The following is a 17,364-nucleotide window of genomic DNA, read 5'->3' on the forward strand; positions in this document are numbered from 1 at the left end:
TTCCTTCGGCTCTTCCCGCTACAGTCAGCGCCGGGCGTTTGCTACGCCTGCGGTCCGCGCGAAGGGGTCACCCAGGCAGGCGTCTTCAATTTTTCATTCCAGCTCCCGGCTTGTCGGCGGACCGAGCCCTAAAAGGAGTTGGCATGCCTGCCATAAACGCTTCCTGTCATCACGGCCTCCCTGATCTGGCCTCGCTGCGCAAGCGCGCCAAGCGTCTTTTGAAAGCACTGAAAAACCACGAAGCCGACGATGCCCGCATGCAGTTGCGGGTGATCGGTTTGTCGGGCCCTGACTATCGACTCGCTGACACGCAGTGGCTGGTGGCGCGCGAGGCGGGTTTCGCCAGTTGGCCCAAACTGATTGCCCATGCCGACAGCATTGCCTTCGCTGCACGTCATCCGGATTTTATCGCAACGGGTGAGGCGGCGGTCCAGCACTGGCGCTGCGGCAACGATATCGAGCACAGCCTGCGAATCGCCGGTTTCTCGGGTGCGTTCCATATGTTCGATGATCCGATGGTGATGGGCCCGGTGCCGGCTTTGCCTGAGGATGATTACTGGGCCGTGCGAGCGGCTTTCGCCGAACAGGCCTTCGGTCTGCCAACGCGAGATATCCAGCAGCGCCAAGCCACGCAGCGCAAGGCATTGGCGCAACTGGATGCCGAAAGCGAACTGGTGTTGTGGTGCGAAGCCGACGCCTACGATCAACTGTTTCTGGCGCGGATACTGGCGAGCTTGCCCGCGTTACCGCGCAGACTTGAATTGATCGAACTCGCTCAGGTTCCCGGCGTGGAGCGATTTATCGGCATTGGGCAACTGGCGCCCGATCTGCTCGCCTGGCTGTGGCCACAACGGCGCCCGTTGGGCGAAGACGCCTTGGCAGTGGCGCGTGAAGCATGGGCCGCCTACACGTCGACGACCCCGGCCGATTGGGCCCGCATTGCTGGGCGAGCGCATCCAGCACTGCCGCTGCTGGGGCCCGCTTTGGCCAGGCAACTGCAAGAGCTTCCAGGCGCCAATGACGGATTAAGCATGACCGAGCGCCTGACACTGCGCGTGCTGGCCGATCACGGTGAGCTGCCCTCCGGAAAAGTCTTTGGCCATTTGATGATGAGTTATGAGCCGTTGCCCTTTCTGGGGGATTTGATGTTCCACGCACTGCTGCGCCCCCTGATCGATTCACCGCAGCCTCTCGTGCATGAGCAGCCGGGACCCGAGTGGCAGAAGCGGGTTATCCGAATCACTGCCTTGGGCGAGCAGGTATTGTCGGGCCGCTTGAACTGGCTCGACCACGCACCAGCAGAGCGATGGGTCGGCGGGGTCCATGTCGTGTCCGATGACCAACCGTGGGTCGTGAGCGATCAAGGCCAGGTGTGGCGGCGTTGAGTCGATCCATCTGTCCAGCTCGCACAGGCTGAGGGCAGACGCTCGGATGCTGCGAGCAAAAAGCAGAAACAGGCAGGTTTCGAGCAGGAACGGGTGCGCTCTTGATCGGGCTGATCCGTAGGCTGGGTCCTCATTCGAAGCACAGAGGAACAGCACATGAGCGTAATCGTCGTCACGGGCGGGAGTCGCGGCATCGGTGCCAGTGCCGCCGAGCACATTGCTCAGCGGGGCATGGGTGTCATCCTGACCTACAACAGTCATCCAGAGGAGGCGGTTTCGGTCGTCGAGCGCATCGAGCACGCGGGAGGCAAGGCGGTAGCGCTCAAGCTCGATGTGTCGGAGGTGGCAAGTTTCTCCGGGTTTCGTGAGTCGGTGGCACTGGCGTTGCGCGAGACCTGGGGCGTCGCCACGCTCGACGGCCTGGTCAACAATGCCGGGTATGGCCTGTTCAACCCCTTGGCCACTGTCAGCGAAACGCAGTTCGATGGCCTTTTCAATGTTCATCTCAAAGGCCCCTTTTTCCTCACGCAAACATTGCTGCCGCTGCTGGCGGACGGTGCGAGTATCGTCAACTTGACCAGCGCAACCACCCGCGTTGCCACGGCGGGTGTGGCGCCTTACGCAGCGTTCAAGGGCGGGCTCGAAGTGCTCACGCGTTACATGGCCAAGGAGTTTGGCGAGCGGCGGATTCGGGCCAACGCCGTGTCACCCGGCGCGATCCGCACGGAGCTAGGCGGCGGCTTGAACGACGAATTCGAGGCCATGCTCGCAGCGCAGACCGCGCTTGGCAGAGTGGGTGAGCCGCAAGACGTCGCCCGCGTGATTGCCATGCTGCTGTCGCACGACGGCAGCTGGATCAATGCCCAGACCATCGAAGTCGCAGGCGGCTACAACGTCTGAACCGCCGACAGCTACATCCTTTGAGGAGCACGCAATGCTGGATCATGTCTTTTTGTCGGTCAGCGACATCACCCGTTCCATCCGTTTCTACGAAGCGGCGTTAACCCCGTTGGGCATTACTGCGCGCCTTGACTACGACGGCAAGGACGGCCCACCTGGCCACCCCGATCTCAAGGGCTTTGGTGCCAATGGCCGGATGTTTTTCTGGCTGCGTGAAGGGGTCGTCGAGGGACGCGCCGCGCACGTGGGGTTCGTCGCTAACAGCCTGGCCGTAGTGGACGCCGCTTACGCCGCCGCCATGAAGGAGGGCGCTGTCGACAACGGCGCGCCGGGTGCGCGTCTGCACTACGATCCCGATTACTACGCCGCCAATGTGCTTGACCCGGATGGGTACAGCCTCGAATTCGTTCATAAAAAATGGCAGCACGTCCAATGAGCACTCTTCTGATCTACGGCGCCACCGGCTACACCGGTCGCATGGCCGCTGAACGGGCGAAAGCGCTGGGCCTGCCATTTGAAATCGCCGGGCGCAATCACGCACGTCTGGCGGAACTCGCTGCGCAACTGGACGTGCCGTTTCGAATGTTCGATGCCAATGCGGATGCGGCGAGCTCGCTCTCAGGCATCTCGGTCCTGCTCAACTTCGCCGGCCCCTTTGCGCACACCGCCGAGCCGCTGATGCGCGCATGCATCAAGGCCGGGGTCGACTACCTGGACATCACCGCGGAGATCAACGTCTACCGGCTGGCCCAGCGACTGGGAGCGGAAGCCGCTGCGCATCAGGTCATGCTCTTGCCGGGTGTGGGTTGGGACGTCGTGCCGACCGATTCGCTGGCGGTGCAGGTCGCCAAGCGGGTCGAACAGCCTTTTGCGCTGAGCATTGCGCTTCACGTTCCAGGTTCGATGTCACGTGGCTCGGCCATGAGCGTCAGTGAAATCATCGGGGCAGGGGTCATGGCGAGGATTGATGGCGAACTGGTCGCCACACCGGATGCAACGCCGCGTCATTTCGATTTTGGAGAAGGCCCGGTCCTGTGTGTGCCGCTGTCGTTTGGAGATCTGGTGACAGCCTGGCATTCGACGGGCATCCCGAACATCGCGATGTTCGTGCACATCTCAGGCGACGCGTTTCCAGAAGGCGATCTCTCACAACTGCCCGATGGCCCGACTCAAGCGCAGCGGGACGCGCATCATGCCCGTGCAGTGGTTGAGGTCACTGGCGTTGACGGAGCCATCGCCCGGTCCGTGATCGAAACCGTGAACGGCTATTCCTACACGCCGCTGGCCGCAGTAGAGGCAGCGCGGCGCGTATTAGAAGGCGAGCGTCTATCCGGGTTCGCCACACCCGCGAATGTCTTCGGTGATGGGTTTGCCGAGCGTATCGAGGGGACGTTGATCACCGATTTCTGAAGGCAGCTCAACCGGGCGCTGTCAGCCTGTGGCGGGGAGGGGGGACTTGAATCGCGCCGCATCCCGCGCGGGCGGCAGGCCAAATAATCTCGCGTATTCACGGTTGAATTGCGAGGCGCTTTCATAACCCACGGCATAGGCGATCGACGTCGCGTCCAGTGTGTCGAACAGCAGCAACCACCGCGCCCGGAGCAAACGCAGGCGTTTCTGATACTGGATCGGCGTCATGGCCGTCACCGATTTGAAGTGCCTGTAAAACGCGGCAACGCTCATGTCCGCCATGAGTGCCAGCGGCTCTACTCGAAAAGGCTCGGTGTAGTGGTCACGAATCCACTGGGTGACGCGGCGGATCTGCGTCATCCGGCCATCCGGCCGCGCGACGTCACGCAGAATGCCGCCCAACGGCCCCTGTAAGGCGCGGAACAGAATCTCCCGTTCGATCATCGGCGCCAGGATCGTGGCCTCGTGGGGATGATCCATGAGCCGCATCATGCGCAACCACGCATCGATCATTTGCGCAGGCGCCAGAACGCCTTCAAAACAGGTGTTCTGCGGTGGCCTCGGCGTCTTGCCTTCGTCCATCAACAGCGTGGCGATCACATCCGGGTCCAGCGTCAGACTGACCGCCAGATAGGGCTGGCCAACCGCGTCTGCGTGAACCTGCCCGGTGGCGGGCACATCCACCGGCACCAGAAAATAGTGGCCTGCTGAATACCTGGAAACCTCATCCCCAATCGACAAGGTCTTGGTGCCCTGAAGCACCAGGTGCAGCATCGGTTGATAGACCTGACTTGCACAGGCCTCGGCACGCACCATTGTCACGCGGGGTAGCCCGGTCTCGGTCCACTTGTCTTGCGCGCGCATCACGATGCTGCGCAGTTCTGCCATTGATCGTTCCATGCCGCCCACCGTGAGCCATATCCCAATGCATGGCAAGCCGACTGAGAAGAATAGGCAAGCATGTGCGAGTAACCGGCAAACGTCGGCGCCCTCGCTGGCTGAATAATGATGGCAAGCGGCGCGTTGCCTGCGTTTTTCAAGACCAAGCGCGATGCAGTCACCTGTCACGCAACTTCAAAAGGGCACGTCATGAAACTCGAAGGAAAAATAGCGGTTGTCACCGGCGCATCGAAAGGCATCGGCGCCGGGATCGCCAAGGCTTTGGCGGCGCAGGGTGCAACGGTCATCGTCAATTACGCCACCAGCCAGGCGGATGCCGATGCCGTGGTTGCCGGGATCGAGGCCAACGGCGGATCAGCGGTCGCCATGCAGGCAGACATGGGTCAGGCGACCGATGTGGTGCGCCTGTTTGAAACGGTCCGTGAGCACTACGGCATTCTGGATATCCTGGTCAACAATGCCGGTGTGGCAGTGTTCCAGATGATCGATGACCTGACCGAAGAAGCTTTCCATAAGCAATTCAACCTGAACGTGCTGGGCTATCTGCTGGCGGTGCGTGAGGCCGTCAAATTGCTGGGGCCGACAGGCAGCATCATCAACATCAGCTCGATCCTCAGCACCGACCCCTATCTGGCGTCAAGCGTGTACTCGGCGACCAAAGGCGCGGTCGATACCTTGACCTTCGCACTGGCCAGGGAGTTGGGCGCGCGCGGCATCAGGGTTAATTCGATTCTGCCAGGGCACACGAACACCCCGGCGACTGATGGGAATTTTGCCGGCGAGTTCGGAGAAAAGCTGGTGGCTGGAACCCCGCTGGGGCGTTTTGGGGAGCCCGAGGACATCGCGCCATTGGCGGTGTTTCTGGCGTCCGAAGACGCGCACTGGGTGACCGGCGAATCCATTCGCGCTTCGGGTGGTGTTCGCGGGGTGGGTTACTGATGCAACAGTTGCCCCTTGAGGACAACTGTACGGTTTGACGTCAGGAGAGTCTTCCTCTCCGCGATCCACCAAAACGCACACACGCCGGGTCCATCAGTACAAGGGCCAGCCAGAGAGCGTCACGATCCCCCGGCATTCATCCGGTTTTGACGACGCTGCCTGGCCGTGTATGCGTCAGCGGTCGGGCGTTCGGCGTGCCCGTGCGCACTAGCATCGGGCCGAACACGGCCAGCAGGCCGAGCAGAATGAGTGGGAAGTACATCAGCGATTCCAGGCCGAAGTGGCCGACAATCACGGTGATCGCGGCGGGGCCCATGAGCATGCCGGAGAAGCCGATGCCGTTGACGATGCCGATGTTTCGACCGGCGTTCTCGGGGTCTTTGCGCCCGGCCGACGACACCATCAGCGGCGCGATGCAGGACAGTCCCAGACCGAACAGGGCAAAGCCGACAATGCCGGTCCCGGCGCTGGCGCCGAGAAGGGTCAGCAGGGTGCCCGCCACGCACAGCGCACCGCTGCCGCCGATCACCCGGGCGTTGCCGAAGCGTCCGGCCAGTTTGTCGCCAAACAGCCGTCCGAACGTCACCGCGCCGATGAATACTGAAACGGCCATGCCGCCGAACGACGTGCTGGCGCCCAGTACGCGGTGCACGTACTCCTGACCCCAGTCACCGATGGCGTTCTCGCCCATCATGCTCCCAAGCAACAGGGTGCCGAACGCGATCATCAGCAGCACGGTCTTGGTGTTCGGCGCGTGAGCGGCGTGGGCGGCAAGCGGGTGCTGCGTCTCGGGCTGTTTGAGCGGTACATCGTCTTTGCCCAGCAGCCAGCGGCTCAGCAGACAACCGGTGATCAACATCACGCCGCCGAGCACGGAAAAAGGCACGGCAACACTCTCGGTGAACAGGCCGGTCAGCCAGCTGCAGATCATCCCGAGCAGAAATCCGCCGAACGAATACGACGCGTGAAAGGCCGACATGATCGAGCGTCGATAGAAGCGTTCGACCTGAACGCCATGAGCATTGAGGGCGGTGTCCAGCGCGCCGCGAAACAGACCGAGCACGGCGCCGAATACCAACGCGAACCAGAAGCCGCTGATGTACCCGAGTGGAATGATGGACAGGGGATAAATGATGGCGCAGAGGCTGATGACTGGCCGGGCGCCGTACAGGTCCAGCAGTTTGCCGACGAACAGCGACCCCGCCGCCGAACCCACGCCGATGCTCAACGCGATCAGCCCGAAATCGCCATCCCCTGGTGCGCCCGCAAGGCCAAGCTGTTGGCGGAACACGCTGACGCCGGTGGACCAGATGTACATCATCGCGCCGATCATCATGAAACTCATGAACGTCGCCACGCGGGCTTTTCGGATGCGGCTGGAGATCAGAGGATTGTTGTCGCTGTTCATACCGTTTGCCTTTCAGTGCGCAGAGTCGGATCAAAGAGGAATCCGCTCTTTTTGTTATACGTATAAGTTTTCATTCAACGTGCTATGCAGGTGCGATGTCAATGCATGACAAGGACTGATTCGCCGGCAATGTCGCGAACGGTTATCGGCGTGCTGGATTGCGACATGTCTGTGTCGCGTTCTGCTGCGCGGGGCGCGTCAGCGGCGCTTCACTCTGCGTCAGCAGGGGCGGCGCTGCGAAATTGTGGACGAAAGGGCGGCTGAGGAAGATGGCGCGGGACAGGTACGCCTGGCCGACGATGCAGGCGGTCTTGAAGGCGTCACAACAATCCCAATGTCGTGTCGACAGAATGCTCCGAGGCCCCGCAATGACCCGCACACGCCTGACCATCAAATCCCGCATCACCGTGGTCGCAGGCGTGTGCATGCTGTGCATGGTGGTGTTTCTGCTGGCCTTCTCGATTGAGCACATGCAGCGCACAGCGTCGGTGGTCGCCGCTTCCAGCGGCGCCTCGCTGGGTGAGGCGTCCACACGATATCTGGAAGCCATGGGGCGGGTTCAGGCTGACGTGGTGCAGCAGCGATTCGTCAGCAGCCTGATGTTCACCCGCACCCTGGCGACGCAACTGGTCATGCTAAAGCGCCAGGCAAAACTCAATGGCCTGACGCCGCCGCAGATACGCGGCGATCTTTACCGCTTGATGCGGGCGATGATCGCGACCACCCCTGAGTTGCTGGGCATTGGCGTGGCATTCGAACCCAACGGTCTGGATGCGGGGGACGCAGTTTCGATCAACGGCCCCGACCACACTGGCAACGCTTCGGGCCGTTTCGCCACCTACGTGTCGGGCGTGGAAAACTTCACCGTCGAAGAGAAAGACATCCTCGGCGACGAGCCCGACAAAGCCTGGTGGAAATGCCCGCACACGACCCGCAAACCCTGCCTGGTCGAGCCTTACAGTTTCTTGTTGAACGGCGTGCCCACGTTGACCTCCAGTGTGGCCGTCCCGCTGATCGATGGTGGGAAGCTGATCGGCGTCGCCAGTGTCGACCTGACCCTGAGCAGCCTGCAGAATCTCTCGCAGAAGGCCAGCGCGTCGCTGTTCGAGGGCAAAGGCCAAGTCACCTTCGTCAGTGCGGCGGGCACGGTCATGGGCAAGAGCAACGACCCGGCGTTATTGGGCAAAACCCTGGCCGAAAGTTATCCCAATCAGTCGGAGGCACTGGTGGGCAGTGCACGAAGTGGCGCGACGTTCGTCGGCACCAATGCCAGTACTGGCCACGCGCTAGTGATGGTGCCGTTCACGCCAATCCCGGATTCCGGCGTGTGGATGGCGATCATCGAAGTGCCTCAGGCGACCCTCATGGCCGCCGTCGCCCAACTGGATCAGACGCTGACCCGGTCCAGCCACACCGCCGTCCAGATGCAACTGGCAGTCGGGCTGGGCGTGCTGCTTCTGGGGTGTGTGCTCATGTGGCTGATGGCGTCCAGCGTAGTGAAGCCAATCCGTCGCGTGTCCGACATGCTCGAAGACATCGCCGAGGGCGAGGGCGATCTGACGCGGCGCCTGATCTTTGATCGCACTGACGAAATGGGCCGTCTGGTGGGTGGGTTCAACCGTTTCCTCGACAAGCTGCAACCGGTGATTGCGCAGGTCAGTCAAGGGGTGGGCGAGACGCGGACAACCGCTGACACGGCATCAGAAATCGCCAGCCTGACCAGCGCGGGGATGCAGCATCAGTTGCGCGAGGTCGAGCAGGTGGCGACCGCCGCCCACGAAATGAGCACCACTTCCCAGGAAGTCGCACGCCACGCGTCGAAGGCCGCCACGGCAGCCCGTGACGGCGAGGCGGCCTCGCAATCTTGCAAGGGCACGCTCGAAACCACCGCGACCTCCATCCAGAACCTGGCGCAACACATGCACACGTCGATGGAGGAGGTGACCCTGCTCGCGCAGAACAGCGAGCAGATTGGCAACGTCCTGCAAGTGATCCAGTCGATTGCCGAACAGACCAACCTGCTGGCGCTGAATGCCGCTATAGAGGCCGCGCGGGCAGGGGAAAGCGGCCGTGGGTTTGCCGTGGTGGCCGATGAAGTTCGTCATCTGGCCAGGCGCACGCAAACGTCCGTGGGCGAAATCCGGGGCGTGATCGAAACCTTGCAAACCGGCACGCATGCGGTGGTCGAGACGATGCAGGCTCATCGGCAACAGGCCGATGCCAGTGCGTTCCATGCGTTGAAAGCGGTGGAGGCGTTGACGCGCGTCAATCAGAGCATCGACATCATCAACGAGATGAACCTGCAGATCGCCAGCGCCGCCGAGGAACAAAGCGCCGTCTCTGAAGAGGTCAACCGCAACGTTTCTGCCATTCGCGATGTCACGGAATCGCTGGCGGAGCAGGCAGACGAATCCGCCAGGGTCAGCAAAAGCCTGAATGCCTTGGCCAATTACCAGCAACACCTGATGAGTCACTTTCGGGCTTAGGTCGCGGATGCCGTTGACCCGAGCATGATTGTTCCTCCAACCCCTCCCTTCTCAGGACTTCCCATGAGCCAGCTTTTAGCGACAGCGTTCAGCGTGTTATTCCCCGTGGTCGACCCACTTGAGCTCAACGACGACCTGCGCCGATTCCTCGGCAGCGGAGGGCGCAGCGTGTTGTTTGGCGAAACCGCCGAGGAATACCGGCTTGGCCAGATGAGCGCCGAGCGTCTGCACATCGAAACCCTGGACAAATGGCAGGGATTCGTCGGCCAGGCTCGGGAACTGGCGGGCGACATGATCCTGGCCGCTGACGCCGACATTTCTGCCGTGCACCGTTTGCAGGGCGTCGCCTGCGCGCTGCCTTCGCCGGAGGTTGCGCGGGCCATGAACGCGTACGAGCTTGAGGAGGTGTGTTTCCAGATGGCCTTGGGCGTGCGCGAGGCGGGTGTCAATCTGGTGCTTTCGCCGACCGCTGATGTGCTCAGTGGACCGAACGTCTGGCTGGACGGCAAGACGCTCGCCAGCGATCCGGCCAAGGCCGCCGAAATGGCAGCGGCCTACGTGCGGGGCGTGCGACGGGCGAAGGTGGGCAGCACGTTGAAGCATTTTCCGGGGCATCCGCAGCTGGCAAAACTTCCGGCAACCGAGGAGGCCTTTCTCACCTCCTCGATGGCGGCATTGCGCAGCGGCTGGTCGGCGTTCAGGTCCGGCATCGATGCGGGGGCCGACGCGGTGATGTTGGGGCCGGCCATTGTCGAGGCGGTGACCCCGGCGGTCTCGGCCTCGTTGTCGCCGGATCTGGTGAGCATCCTGCGTAGCGAATTGGGCTTCAACGGGCTGGTCATGACCATCGACCTGGATCATCGCTCGGTGCAGCGCGACGCGCCCATTGAAGCGGTGGTGGTGGCTGCCCTGAATGCCGGGGCCGATCTGCTGCTGATCTCCCCCCGGTTATTGCCCAAGGCCGGCGTTCTGGCTCAGGCGATTGTCGATGCGGTGACGCAGGGGCGTTTGAGCGTGGCGCGGTTGAATGCTGCGGCGCAAGCGGTGAGTCGTGTCGCGGCGGGTCTCTGATCAGACCGGTCTTCCGCGGCGGGTGCGGCCCCTGTGCGTTGGAATAGCCATCCGATGATAAATACGTTATACGTATAACTTTTATGGCGCGTGAACTTGCGCGACGGGTCGAAGAGGTTTACGTGTCATCACAGGAAATTCCGCGGCTGCACGCAACGCCGCACATGCTCACCTACCGGCTGACCTTTCTGATGTCCGGCCTGTGCATGGGCGCCTGGGCGCCGCTGGTGCCCTATGCCCGCGAGCGTGCGGGTATCGATGACGGGAAACTGGGGCTGTTGTTGCTCTGTCTGGGCCTGGGGTCGCTGGTCATGATGCCGCTTGCAGGCATCATGAACGCCCGCAACGGCTGTCGTTTTTCCCTGTACTTTGGCCTGACGCTGGTTTGCGCAACGCTGCCATTGCTCGCCACCCTCGATCATTTCTACGGGCTGATGCTCACCCTGACCCTGTTTGGGGCGGGTTGCGGCCTGGTGGACGTGACCATGAACGTGCAGGGCGTGATGGTTGAGCGCAGCATGCGCCGGTCCCTGATGTCCGGGTTTCATGGTCTGTTCAGCCTCGGCACCATCGTCAGCGCGGCGGGCATCACCTTCTTTCTGTGGCTGGGGGCGTCGCCACTGATCGCCTCCAGCGTCCTGATCGCAGGCATCGTTCTCTTTCTGCTGACGGCTGGCCGTCATGCGCTGGGAGTCTCAGGTGAGAAGGGCGCGCCCCTGTTCGTTCGTCCGACGCGGCAAGTGCTGGCCCTCGGCACGTTGTGTCTGCTGGCGTTTCTCACCGAAGGCTCGGTGCTGGACTGGAGCGCGATCTTCCTCGCCGACTACCGGGGTGTCGATCATTCGATCGCCGGGCTTGGCTTCGCCGTTTTCGCGGTGATGATGGCGACCGGACGGCTCAATGGCGACCGTATCGTCGCGCGTCTCGGCAGCCGCAAAGTGCTGGTGCTCAGCGGCCTGATCGCCATGGCGGGGTTCGCTGTCGTGCTTACTCTGGACAACTGGCTGATCAGCCTGGCGGGCTTTGCCGTGATCGGCATAGGCGTGTCCAATATCGCCCCGGTTTACCTGTCCCTCGCCGGGGCTCAGCGCAGCATGCCGGGTGAGCTTGCGATCAGCATCGCCACCTCGATCGGCTATCTGGGTATCCTGCTGGGGCCTGCGCTCATCGGTTTTGCCGCGAAGGCCACGTCGCTGGGTTGGGCGTTGTTCATGACGGCGCTGGGCATGCTGGTGATCATCGCCAGTGCGCCACGGCTGTTCGCGGCGCGCAGCGCGTGATATTCAACTCACGCATTGGTTTGCATCGGCTGCGGCCTTGTATGCTATGGGTTTTTACGAAAGTTTGATTAAGAAGGCGCTATGGCGAACGTTTCGATGAAAGATGTGGCGCGTGCCGCCGGGGTTTCGCAGCCTGCGGTGTCCTACGCGTACAGCCGTCCCTCCAAGCTCTCCGAGGCGCAGCGCAAGCACATCCTTGAGGTCGCCGAAAAGCTTGGGTATCCCGGGCCGAACATCATGGGCCGCAGCTTGCGATCCGGGAGAGTCGGGGCCATCGGCCTGATGATGATGGACAAACTCTCCGTCGCCTTCGCCGACCCCTCGGCCATCGCCGTGTTGCGCGGGGTGAGCGAAATCGGCGAGCTGGAGAACATCGCGCTCACGCTGTTTCCCTTGAACACCAAACGCCTGCTCAGGGGCGGAAAGTCCGACTCTGAATCGAGCCTCGCACTTCGGGGGCTGGTGGATGGGCTGATCATTTCGACGCTGCCGGACGATCATCCGGCCATCGTGGCCATTCAGAAACAGAATCTGCCCTACGTGGTGATCGACTCGCCGTTGCTGGAAGGCAGCTATTTTGTCGGGATTGACGACCGGACGGCCGCGATGGCGCAGATTCAACACTTGCTGGACCTGGGGCATCGCATGATCGGCATTCTGGTCGACCGTCTCAATCCGGACGGCGAGCGCGGCGCGGTGAGTGCGCAACGTTTTGCCCACTCCAGCGAGCGTATTGTCCGTGAGCGACTGACCGGCTATGTCGAAGCCGCAGCAGCGGCAGGGTTGAGCTTCGATGATCTGGCGATTGTCGAAGCGGGCGGCCTGGATTCCACCTCTGGCGAGGCGGCGGCGTTTACCCTGCTGACCTCGAACGAGGTCACGGCAGTCGTCGCCTGTTCCGACGTGATGGCCATCGCCTGCATGAAGACCGCTGCGGCATTGCAGCGTGAGGTGCCGTCTTCGCTGTCGGTCGTAGGCTTCGATGATATTCCGGAAGCGGTGCAGTACGGCCTGACCACCATCGCCCAGCCCATGGTGCAAAAAGCCGTGACGGCGGCGCAGCTGTTGATCGAGCAGCTCAATGGCGGGCCGGATTTCGTGCCTGCGCCCGTGCAGAAAATCTTCCCCACCAAGCTGGTCGTTCGGCAGTCCACGGCCCGGCTCGCCGAGTAAAGAGAGGAGGGGAAGGCCAGGCTTTCCCCTCTGATTGAAACAACCCACTCAGTTCGCGGCGATGAAGTGCGCTGCCACGCGCATGGCATTCGCAGCGATGGTGAGCGCCGGGTTGACCGCCGCCGAGGACGGAAAGAACGAGCTGTCGACGATCCAGGCGTTGTCCAGATCATGCAGCTTGCAGTTGATGTCCAGCACGCTGGTTTTCGGGTCGGTGCCCATCACGCAGGTGCCGCATTGGTGGGAGTTGGTGGCGATGCCCATTCGTTCGGTCAGCACCAGCGGGTAGCCGGCCAGACGCATGATCTGCCGGGTCTTGCTGACCAGCTCGTCGTGGGCCTTGAGGTTGTTGGGTTGCCAGAACACTTTCACGGCGCCCTGCCTGGCGTCGTAGGTCACTCGATTGTTTGGAGTCGGCAAGTCCTCTGAGGTCAGGTAGAGATCGACGCTGTGGTCGGTCACGTAGCGCGAGGCGAATTTCGGCAGCCAGGGCCGCATGGGCGTGATCATGGGTTCGCGAATCTTGCCCAGCATTTGCACGTTGCCGAGCGGATAGGCGTTGTGCGCACCGGCTGTGTACCAGTCGTTGAGCGCCAGGGTTTTCTGAAACCTCACCGGGTTTTTCCGGCGCGGGTCCACCGCCAGCATGAAAGTGCTGTTGTGCACCATGTAGTTGCGCCCCACTTGGCCCGAACTGTTGCCCAACCCGTTGGGGTGCTGATCGTTGGCGGATTTGAGCAGCAGCACCGCGCTGTTGACCGCACCACAAGCCAGCACGAAACGCGGCGCACGCAGCGAGACTACTTGGCCCAGGCGGGAGCCGTTGGCCGACAGGATGCTGCGACCGTCAGCGCTGGTGGTCAGCTTGTCGATGAAGGTGTTGGTCAGCAGCTGAATCGAGCCGGTGCGCAGGGCTGGGCGCAGGGCCGACATCTCCGCATCGCATTTGGCATCGACCAGACACGGGTAGCCGTCACAGGTCGAACACAGCACGCAATCCCCGCCGTCGCCGTAATCCACGGCGGCGGGCATGACGAAGGGCTTCAGCCCCGCTTGACGCATGCTTTGCTCCAGCGGCAGCAGCGCCGGGTCGTGGGTCAGTGCCGCGTGGGGATAGGGCCCCGAGCGCCAGGGTTCGCTGGGGTCGGTTCCGGCTTGCCCGTGAACGCGGTACAGCGTCTCGGCTTTTGTGTACCAAGGCTCCATCTCGGCGTAGGTGATGGGCCAGGCGGGCGCCGTGCCTTCGTAGTGCTGGACCTCGGAAAAGTCTTCCTCACGAAAGCGCGGCAGCATGGCGCCGTAGAATTTCGTGTTGCCGCCTACGTAATAGAACACGCCGGGGTTGAAGGGCTGATCCTGGGCGTCCAGCCAGGGTTCGGCGTTGCGGTAACGGCCCTGGCCGAACACCGACGAGGCCTCCCAGTTCTGTATTTCGCGGGGCAGGAAATCACCGCGCTCGACGATCACCACCTTAAGGCCCGTCGCGCTCAGTTCATGGGCGAAGGTTGATCCGCCCATGCCCGAGCCAATAATGACCACATCACAGTCGATGTTGCCTTGAGCATCTGGCTGCGCCATGCCGAAGGCACGCGGGGAGCGTGCCTTTGGGTGTGGAGCGAGCTCTGGCTGAGGCGTATTGGGTACATCAGTCATGGAGCCGCTCCGTTTCTTATAAATGCTGCTCGGAGTTACGGATTTCCCAGTATTCGTCCTGGCGTTCGTCGGTAATGTACTCGGGAATCGGGAAGTCCCACCAGCCGGGCACCCACGGGCCTGCCGCGTCACGGTCGGTCGGGATTTCGATCAGCACTGGGGCGTTCAGGTCCAGCGCCTCCTGCAGCACAGGTTCCAGGTCTTCAGGGCGCTCCACACGGTAGGATTTCAGGCCGAACGCTTCACCCACGGCCTTGAAGTCCGGGCTGTACGGCGTGCCGTCCGGGCGATTGAACTCGGTGCCGATGTGGCGACTGGTCTGCTTGCGCTGGCCCCCGCGGATCGACATGTAGCCCGCGTTGTTCTGGATCATGAACACCACCGGGATATTGTTGGTGACGCAGATGGCGATCTCTTGCGAGGTCATCAGGAAGTCACCATCACCGAGGATGCACACCACCGGCTGGTTCGGCGCCGCCAGTTTGGCGCCGATAGCCGCAGGCACTGCCCAGCCCATGGACGAGAAGCCGCCCGAGGTCAGGTGGGTGCGCGGCGTGTACACCGGGAAGGTTTGTTTCACCGCACCTTGGGTATTGCCGGAACCCACTACCACGATGGTGTCGCGCGGGAAAATCTTGCGCAGTGCGCCCAATGGACGTTGCGACGTGAACGGGAAACGGTCCGAATCACGACGGCTGGACAGCTTGGCTTCCCACTCGTCCTGGTAGCCCTTGAGGTCATTCAGGTACTCGGTGCGGTCGACGGTCTGGCCTTTCAGCGCCTCGACGATGTGCGCCACGGCGTGTTTGGCATCGGCACAGATCCCGACGGTGACCGGGTAGTTTTTGCCGATCTCGTGGGGATCGATGTCGATGTGAATCAGCTTGGACGGCGGAATGGCGAAGGTCACGCCTTTGGCGTAGCTCGACGACGACCAGTCGGTGAAGCGACAGCCCACGGCGATGATGACGTCGGCTTTCGAGGCCACGGTGTTGCCGCACATCGTGCCGGTCTGGCCGACGCTGCCAGCGAACAGCGGGTGGTCTTCAGGGAAGCCGCTCTTGCCGTTCCAAGTAGTCACGACCGGGATTTTCCAGGCTTCGGCCAGGGCGAGGATTTCTGCGCTGGCTTCGCCGGTGATCACGCCGCCACCGATGACGATGACCGGGCGCTTGCTCAGTTGCAGCTCGGCGACGGCGGCGCTGATGGCGGCCGGGTCCGGGAACGACTTGCCGATCGGCGTGCGTTCTTCCAGCGCATGCAGCGTGACTTCAGCCCCTTCGGCTTGCACGTCCATCGGGATTTCCAGGTGCACGGGGCCTGGGCGCCCGGTCACCATTGAACTCCAGGCGCGGTGCATCATGAACGGCAATTCCTCGACCCGCGTGGCGACCCAGTGACGCTTGGTCACGGCTTCAGCGATCTTCGGGAAATCGTTGTCGGTGTAGCGTTCCAGCTCTTGCAGCAGGCCATGGCCGCGCATGTGAGTGGGCGGTCCACCGGTGATCAGCATCAGGCTGGTGGAGTCGGTGAACGCCGTCGCCAGGCCAATAACGGTGTTGCTCGCCCCGGCGCCGATGGAGGTGACCGCTGCCATGGGCTTGCCGGCCACGCGGTAGTAACCGTCGGCGAGGTGAACCGCGCTCTGTTCGTGGAAGACCTGGATGAACTTGATGTTGGATTCTTCTTCCAGGAAGGCGTCGGTCAGTGTCCAGATCCCGTGACCCGGGATGCCTGCGACGTACTCGACCCCATAATTTTTAAGCGTTTGTGCAACGATCTGGCTGCCAGTCAGCTTTGCCATGACCTGGACTCCTTGGGTGGATGGAACGGGTAAAACGGTTTCAGCGCTTTTGTAGGGGCGTTAAACCGGTGAATTTTTGCTACGGCCGCGAGTGGCCCACGCCAGGCCCTGTTTGGTCAGGCGGCGGATATTGGGGTCGGCCAGGTTGCTGGTGTCGTGGCCGATGGAGTGATAGAAAACCCGGCCTTCACCCCAGTTGCGCACCCAGGCCACCGGGCTGCGATTGCCCTTGAGCCACGGGAACGGGTTGCCGTCGAAGGTGGTTTCGGCGAGCACGTGAATGTTCGGGTCGACCTGCATGTAGTACTGCTCGGAGCGGACTTCGAAGTCCTCCACGCCCTGCGTCACCTCATGCTCGCGATCGATGAAGTTGACCTGGTAGGGGTGCGGGAAGCCTTCGCCCATCGGATGCTCCAGAAACGAGCCGCCGAGCACCCAGTGGTATTTCAGGCTGGCGCGAAACGCTGCGCCCGCGCCGTGCCAGCCGACCAGCCCGGTGCCGCTTTCGATGGCCTCCAGCAAACGGTTTTCCTGCGCGGCGGTCAGGGTTTCAGTGGTCACGGCGTTGTTCCAGCCGATCACGATGAGGTCGTAGCCTGTGAGGTCACGATCCAGCGTGAAGATGTCGGTGGACTCTTCGACATCGAAGTCCAGCTCCTGAAACACGGTTCGCGCCCAAGCGGCGATTTCATAGGGAAAGTGGCCGGGCCAGCCCCCGTATAAATACAAAACTCGACTCACGGTAGGTCACCTGCTTGTTGGTTGGGAGTGATTTAACTTATACGTATAACTCTCGTATTTAACTTAACACTCAAAATGACCAAGTCAATCCCGGTTGTCGTTTTTTGAATTGACGATCAACGTTATCGGCAGTTTTAAAGGGGGTTGAATGTGAGAAGGCGTGACAAAAGCGACACGGTCCCGGCGCTCGCTTGCGGTTGGATGAATGAATTCG

Annotated in this window: 13 protein-coding genes and 2 pseudogenes; 10 read left to right on the top strand and 5 right to left on the bottom strand. The window is 62.1% G+C overall.

Annotated features, from left to right (window positions below; translation table 11 throughout):
* Positions 1 to 143 precede the first annotated feature (143 nt).
* The 4 genes from ACIQAL_RS04790 to ACIQAL_RS04805 all read left to right on the top strand — a co-directional run bounded on the left by ACIQAL_RS04790 (position 144) and on the right by ACIQAL_RS04805 (position 3,695).
* Positions 144 to 1,385, top strand: a complete 1,242-nt coding sequence (locus tag ACIQAL_RS04790; protein ID WP_401143017.1) for a DUF1835 domain-containing protein — start codon at positions 144 to 146, stop codon at positions 1,383 to 1,385.
* Between the two features lie 156 nt (positions 1,386 to 1,541).
* Entirely contained in the window at positions 1,542 to 2,285 is a 744-nt protein-coding gene (locus ACIQAL_RS04795) for an SDR family NAD(P)-dependent oxidoreductase (protein ID WP_401143019.1), read from the top strand.
* A 34-nt stretch (positions 2,286 to 2,319) separates the two neighbouring features.
* Positions 2,320 to 2,721 carry a VOC family protein gene (locus ACIQAL_RS04800; RefSeq protein ID WP_401143021.1) on the top strand — a complete coding sequence of 134 codons (402 nt, stop codon included), beginning with the start codon at positions 2,320 to 2,322 and terminating at the stop codon, positions 2,719 to 2,721.
* Positions 2,718 to 3,695: a saccharopine dehydrogenase family protein gene (locus ACIQAL_RS04805; protein WP_401143024.1), complete on the top strand. Its 978-nt coding sequence runs from the start codon at positions 2,718 to 2,720 to the stop codon at positions 3,693 to 3,695. Before ACIQAL_RS04800 ends, ACIQAL_RS04805 begins: the two co-directional genes overlap by 4 nt.
* 21 nt (positions 3,696 to 3,716) lie before the next feature.
* Here ACIQAL_RS04805 and ACIQAL_RS04810 read toward each other — a convergent pair whose 3' ends face one another.
* A complete protein-coding gene (locus tag ACIQAL_RS04810; protein ID WP_401143027.1) occupies positions 3,717 to 4,583 on the bottom strand; it encodes an AraC family transcriptional regulator N-terminal domain-containing protein in 867 nt (288 codons plus the stop codon).
* A gap of 201 nt (positions 4,584 to 4,784) precedes the next feature.
* On the opposite strand from ACIQAL_RS04810, the gene ACIQAL_RS04815 reads away from it, so the two are divergent.
* Entirely contained in the window at positions 4,785 to 5,534 is a 750-nt protein-coding gene (locus tag ACIQAL_RS04815; protein WP_401143030.1) for a glucose 1-dehydrogenase, read from the top strand.
* 136 nt (positions 5,535 to 5,670) lie between these two features.
* On the opposite strand, the gene ACIQAL_RS04820 is transcribed toward ACIQAL_RS04815, so the two are convergent.
* Positions 5,671 to 6,942: an MFS transporter gene (locus tag ACIQAL_RS04820; protein ID WP_401143032.1), complete on the bottom strand. Its 1,272-nt coding sequence runs from the start codon at positions 6,940 to 6,942 to the stop codon at positions 5,671 to 5,673.
* Between the two features lie 701 nt (positions 6,943 to 7,643).
* Here ACIQAL_RS04820 and ACIQAL_RS04825 point away from each other — a divergent pair.
* The 5 genes and pseudogenes from ACIQAL_RS04825 to ACIQAL_RS04845 form a co-directional block, all read left to right on the top strand.
* Positions 7,644 to 8,570: pseudogene (locus ACIQAL_RS04825) on the top strand (HAMP domain-containing protein); the annotation flags it as partial.
* Positions 8,571 to 8,897: 327 nt separating this feature from the next.
* Positions 8,898 to 9,428 (top strand): annotated as a pseudogene (locus ACIQAL_RS04830) (methyl-accepting chemotaxis protein); the annotation flags it as partial.
* 63 nt (positions 9,429 to 9,491) lie between these two features.
* Positions 9,492 to 10,499, top strand: a complete 1,008-nt coding sequence (locus ACIQAL_RS04835) for a glycoside hydrolase family 3 N-terminal domain-containing protein (protein WP_401143035.1) — start codon at positions 9,492 to 9,494, stop codon at positions 10,497 to 10,499.
* Positions 10,500 to 10,663: 164 nt separating this feature from the next.
* Entirely contained in the window at positions 10,664 to 11,779 is a 1,116-nt protein-coding gene (locus tag ACIQAL_RS04840) for an MFS transporter (protein WP_401143735.1), read from the top strand.
* Between the two features lie 81 nt (positions 11,780 to 11,860).
* On the top strand, positions 11,861 to 12,952 hold the full coding sequence (locus ACIQAL_RS04845; protein ID WP_401143038.1) for a LacI family DNA-binding transcriptional regulator: 1,092 nt from the start codon (positions 11,861 to 11,863) through the stop codon (positions 12,950 to 12,952).
* A 48-nt stretch (positions 12,953 to 13,000) separates the two neighbouring features.
* Here the strand turns inward: ACIQAL_RS04845 and ACIQAL_RS04850 are convergent, their stop codons facing one another.
* The 3 genes from ACIQAL_RS04850 to ACIQAL_RS04860 are packed head-to-tail and all read right to left on the bottom strand — an operon-like array spanning position 13,001 to position 17,150.
* A complete protein-coding gene (locus tag ACIQAL_RS04850; protein ID WP_401143041.1) occupies positions 13,001 to 14,605 on the bottom strand; it encodes a GMC oxidoreductase in 1,605 nt (534 codons plus the stop codon).
* A gap of 16 nt (positions 14,606 to 14,621) precedes the next feature.
* Complete coding sequence (locus ACIQAL_RS04855; protein WP_401143044.1) at positions 14,622 to 16,409, bottom strand: thiamine pyrophosphate-binding protein; 1,788 nt, start codon at positions 16,407 to 16,409, stop codon at positions 14,622 to 14,624.
* 60 nt (positions 16,410 to 16,469) lie between these two features.
* Complete coding sequence (locus ACIQAL_RS04860; RefSeq protein ID WP_401143047.1) at positions 16,470 to 17,150, bottom strand: ThuA domain-containing protein; 681 nt, start codon at positions 17,148 to 17,150, stop codon at positions 16,470 to 16,472.
* Positions 17,151 to 17,364 lie beyond the last annotated feature (214 nt).

The sequence above is a fragment of the Pseudomonas sp. NPDC088368 genome (genome assembly GCF_044753445.1).
Lineage (GTDB): Bacteria > Pseudomonadota > Gammaproteobacteria > Pseudomonadales > Pseudomonadaceae > Aquipseudomonas > Aquipseudomonas bambusae.

Coding starts and splice junctions, on each gene's coding strand:
- ACIQAL_RS04790 (WP_401143017.1), top strand. CDS start 144: ATGCCTGCCATAAACGCTTCCTGTCATCACGGCCTCCCTGATCTGGCC.
- ACIQAL_RS04795 (WP_401143019.1), top strand. CDS start 1,542: ATGAGCGTAATCGTCGTCACGGGCGGGAGTCGCGGCATCGGTGCCAGT.
- ACIQAL_RS04800 (WP_401143021.1), top strand. CDS start 2,320: ATGCTGGATCATGTCTTTTTGTCGGTCAGCGACATCACCCGTTCCATC.
- ACIQAL_RS04805 (WP_401143024.1), top strand. CDS start 2,718: ATGAGCACTCTTCTGATCTACGGCGCCACCGGCTACACCGGTCGCATG.
- ACIQAL_RS04810 (WP_401143027.1), bottom strand. CDS start 4,583: ATGGCAGAACTGCGCAGCATCGTGATGCGCGCGCAAGACAAGTGGACC.
- ACIQAL_RS04815 (WP_401143030.1), top strand. CDS start 4,785: ATGAAACTCGAAGGAAAAATAGCGGTTGTCACCGGCGCATCGAAAGGC.
- ACIQAL_RS04820 (WP_401143032.1), bottom strand. CDS start 6,942: ATGAACAGCGACAACAATCCTCTGATCTCCAGCCGCATCCGAAAAGCC.
- ACIQAL_RS04835 (WP_401143035.1), top strand. CDS start 9,492: ATGAGCCAGCTTTTAGCGACAGCGTTCAGCGTGTTATTCCCCGTGGTC.
- ACIQAL_RS04840 (WP_401143735.1), top strand. CDS start 10,664: ATGCTCACCTACCGGCTGACCTTTCTGATGTCCGGCCTGTGCATGGGC.
- ACIQAL_RS04845 (WP_401143038.1), top strand. CDS start 11,861: ATGGCGAACGTTTCGATGAAAGATGTGGCGCGTGCCGCCGGGGTTTCG.
- ACIQAL_RS04850 (WP_401143041.1), bottom strand. CDS start 14,605: ATGACTGATGTACCCAATACGCCTCAGCCAGAGCTCGCTCCACACCCA.
- ACIQAL_RS04855 (WP_401143044.1), bottom strand. CDS start 16,409: ATGGCAAAGCTGACTGGCAGCCAGATCGTTGCACAAACGCTTAAAAAT.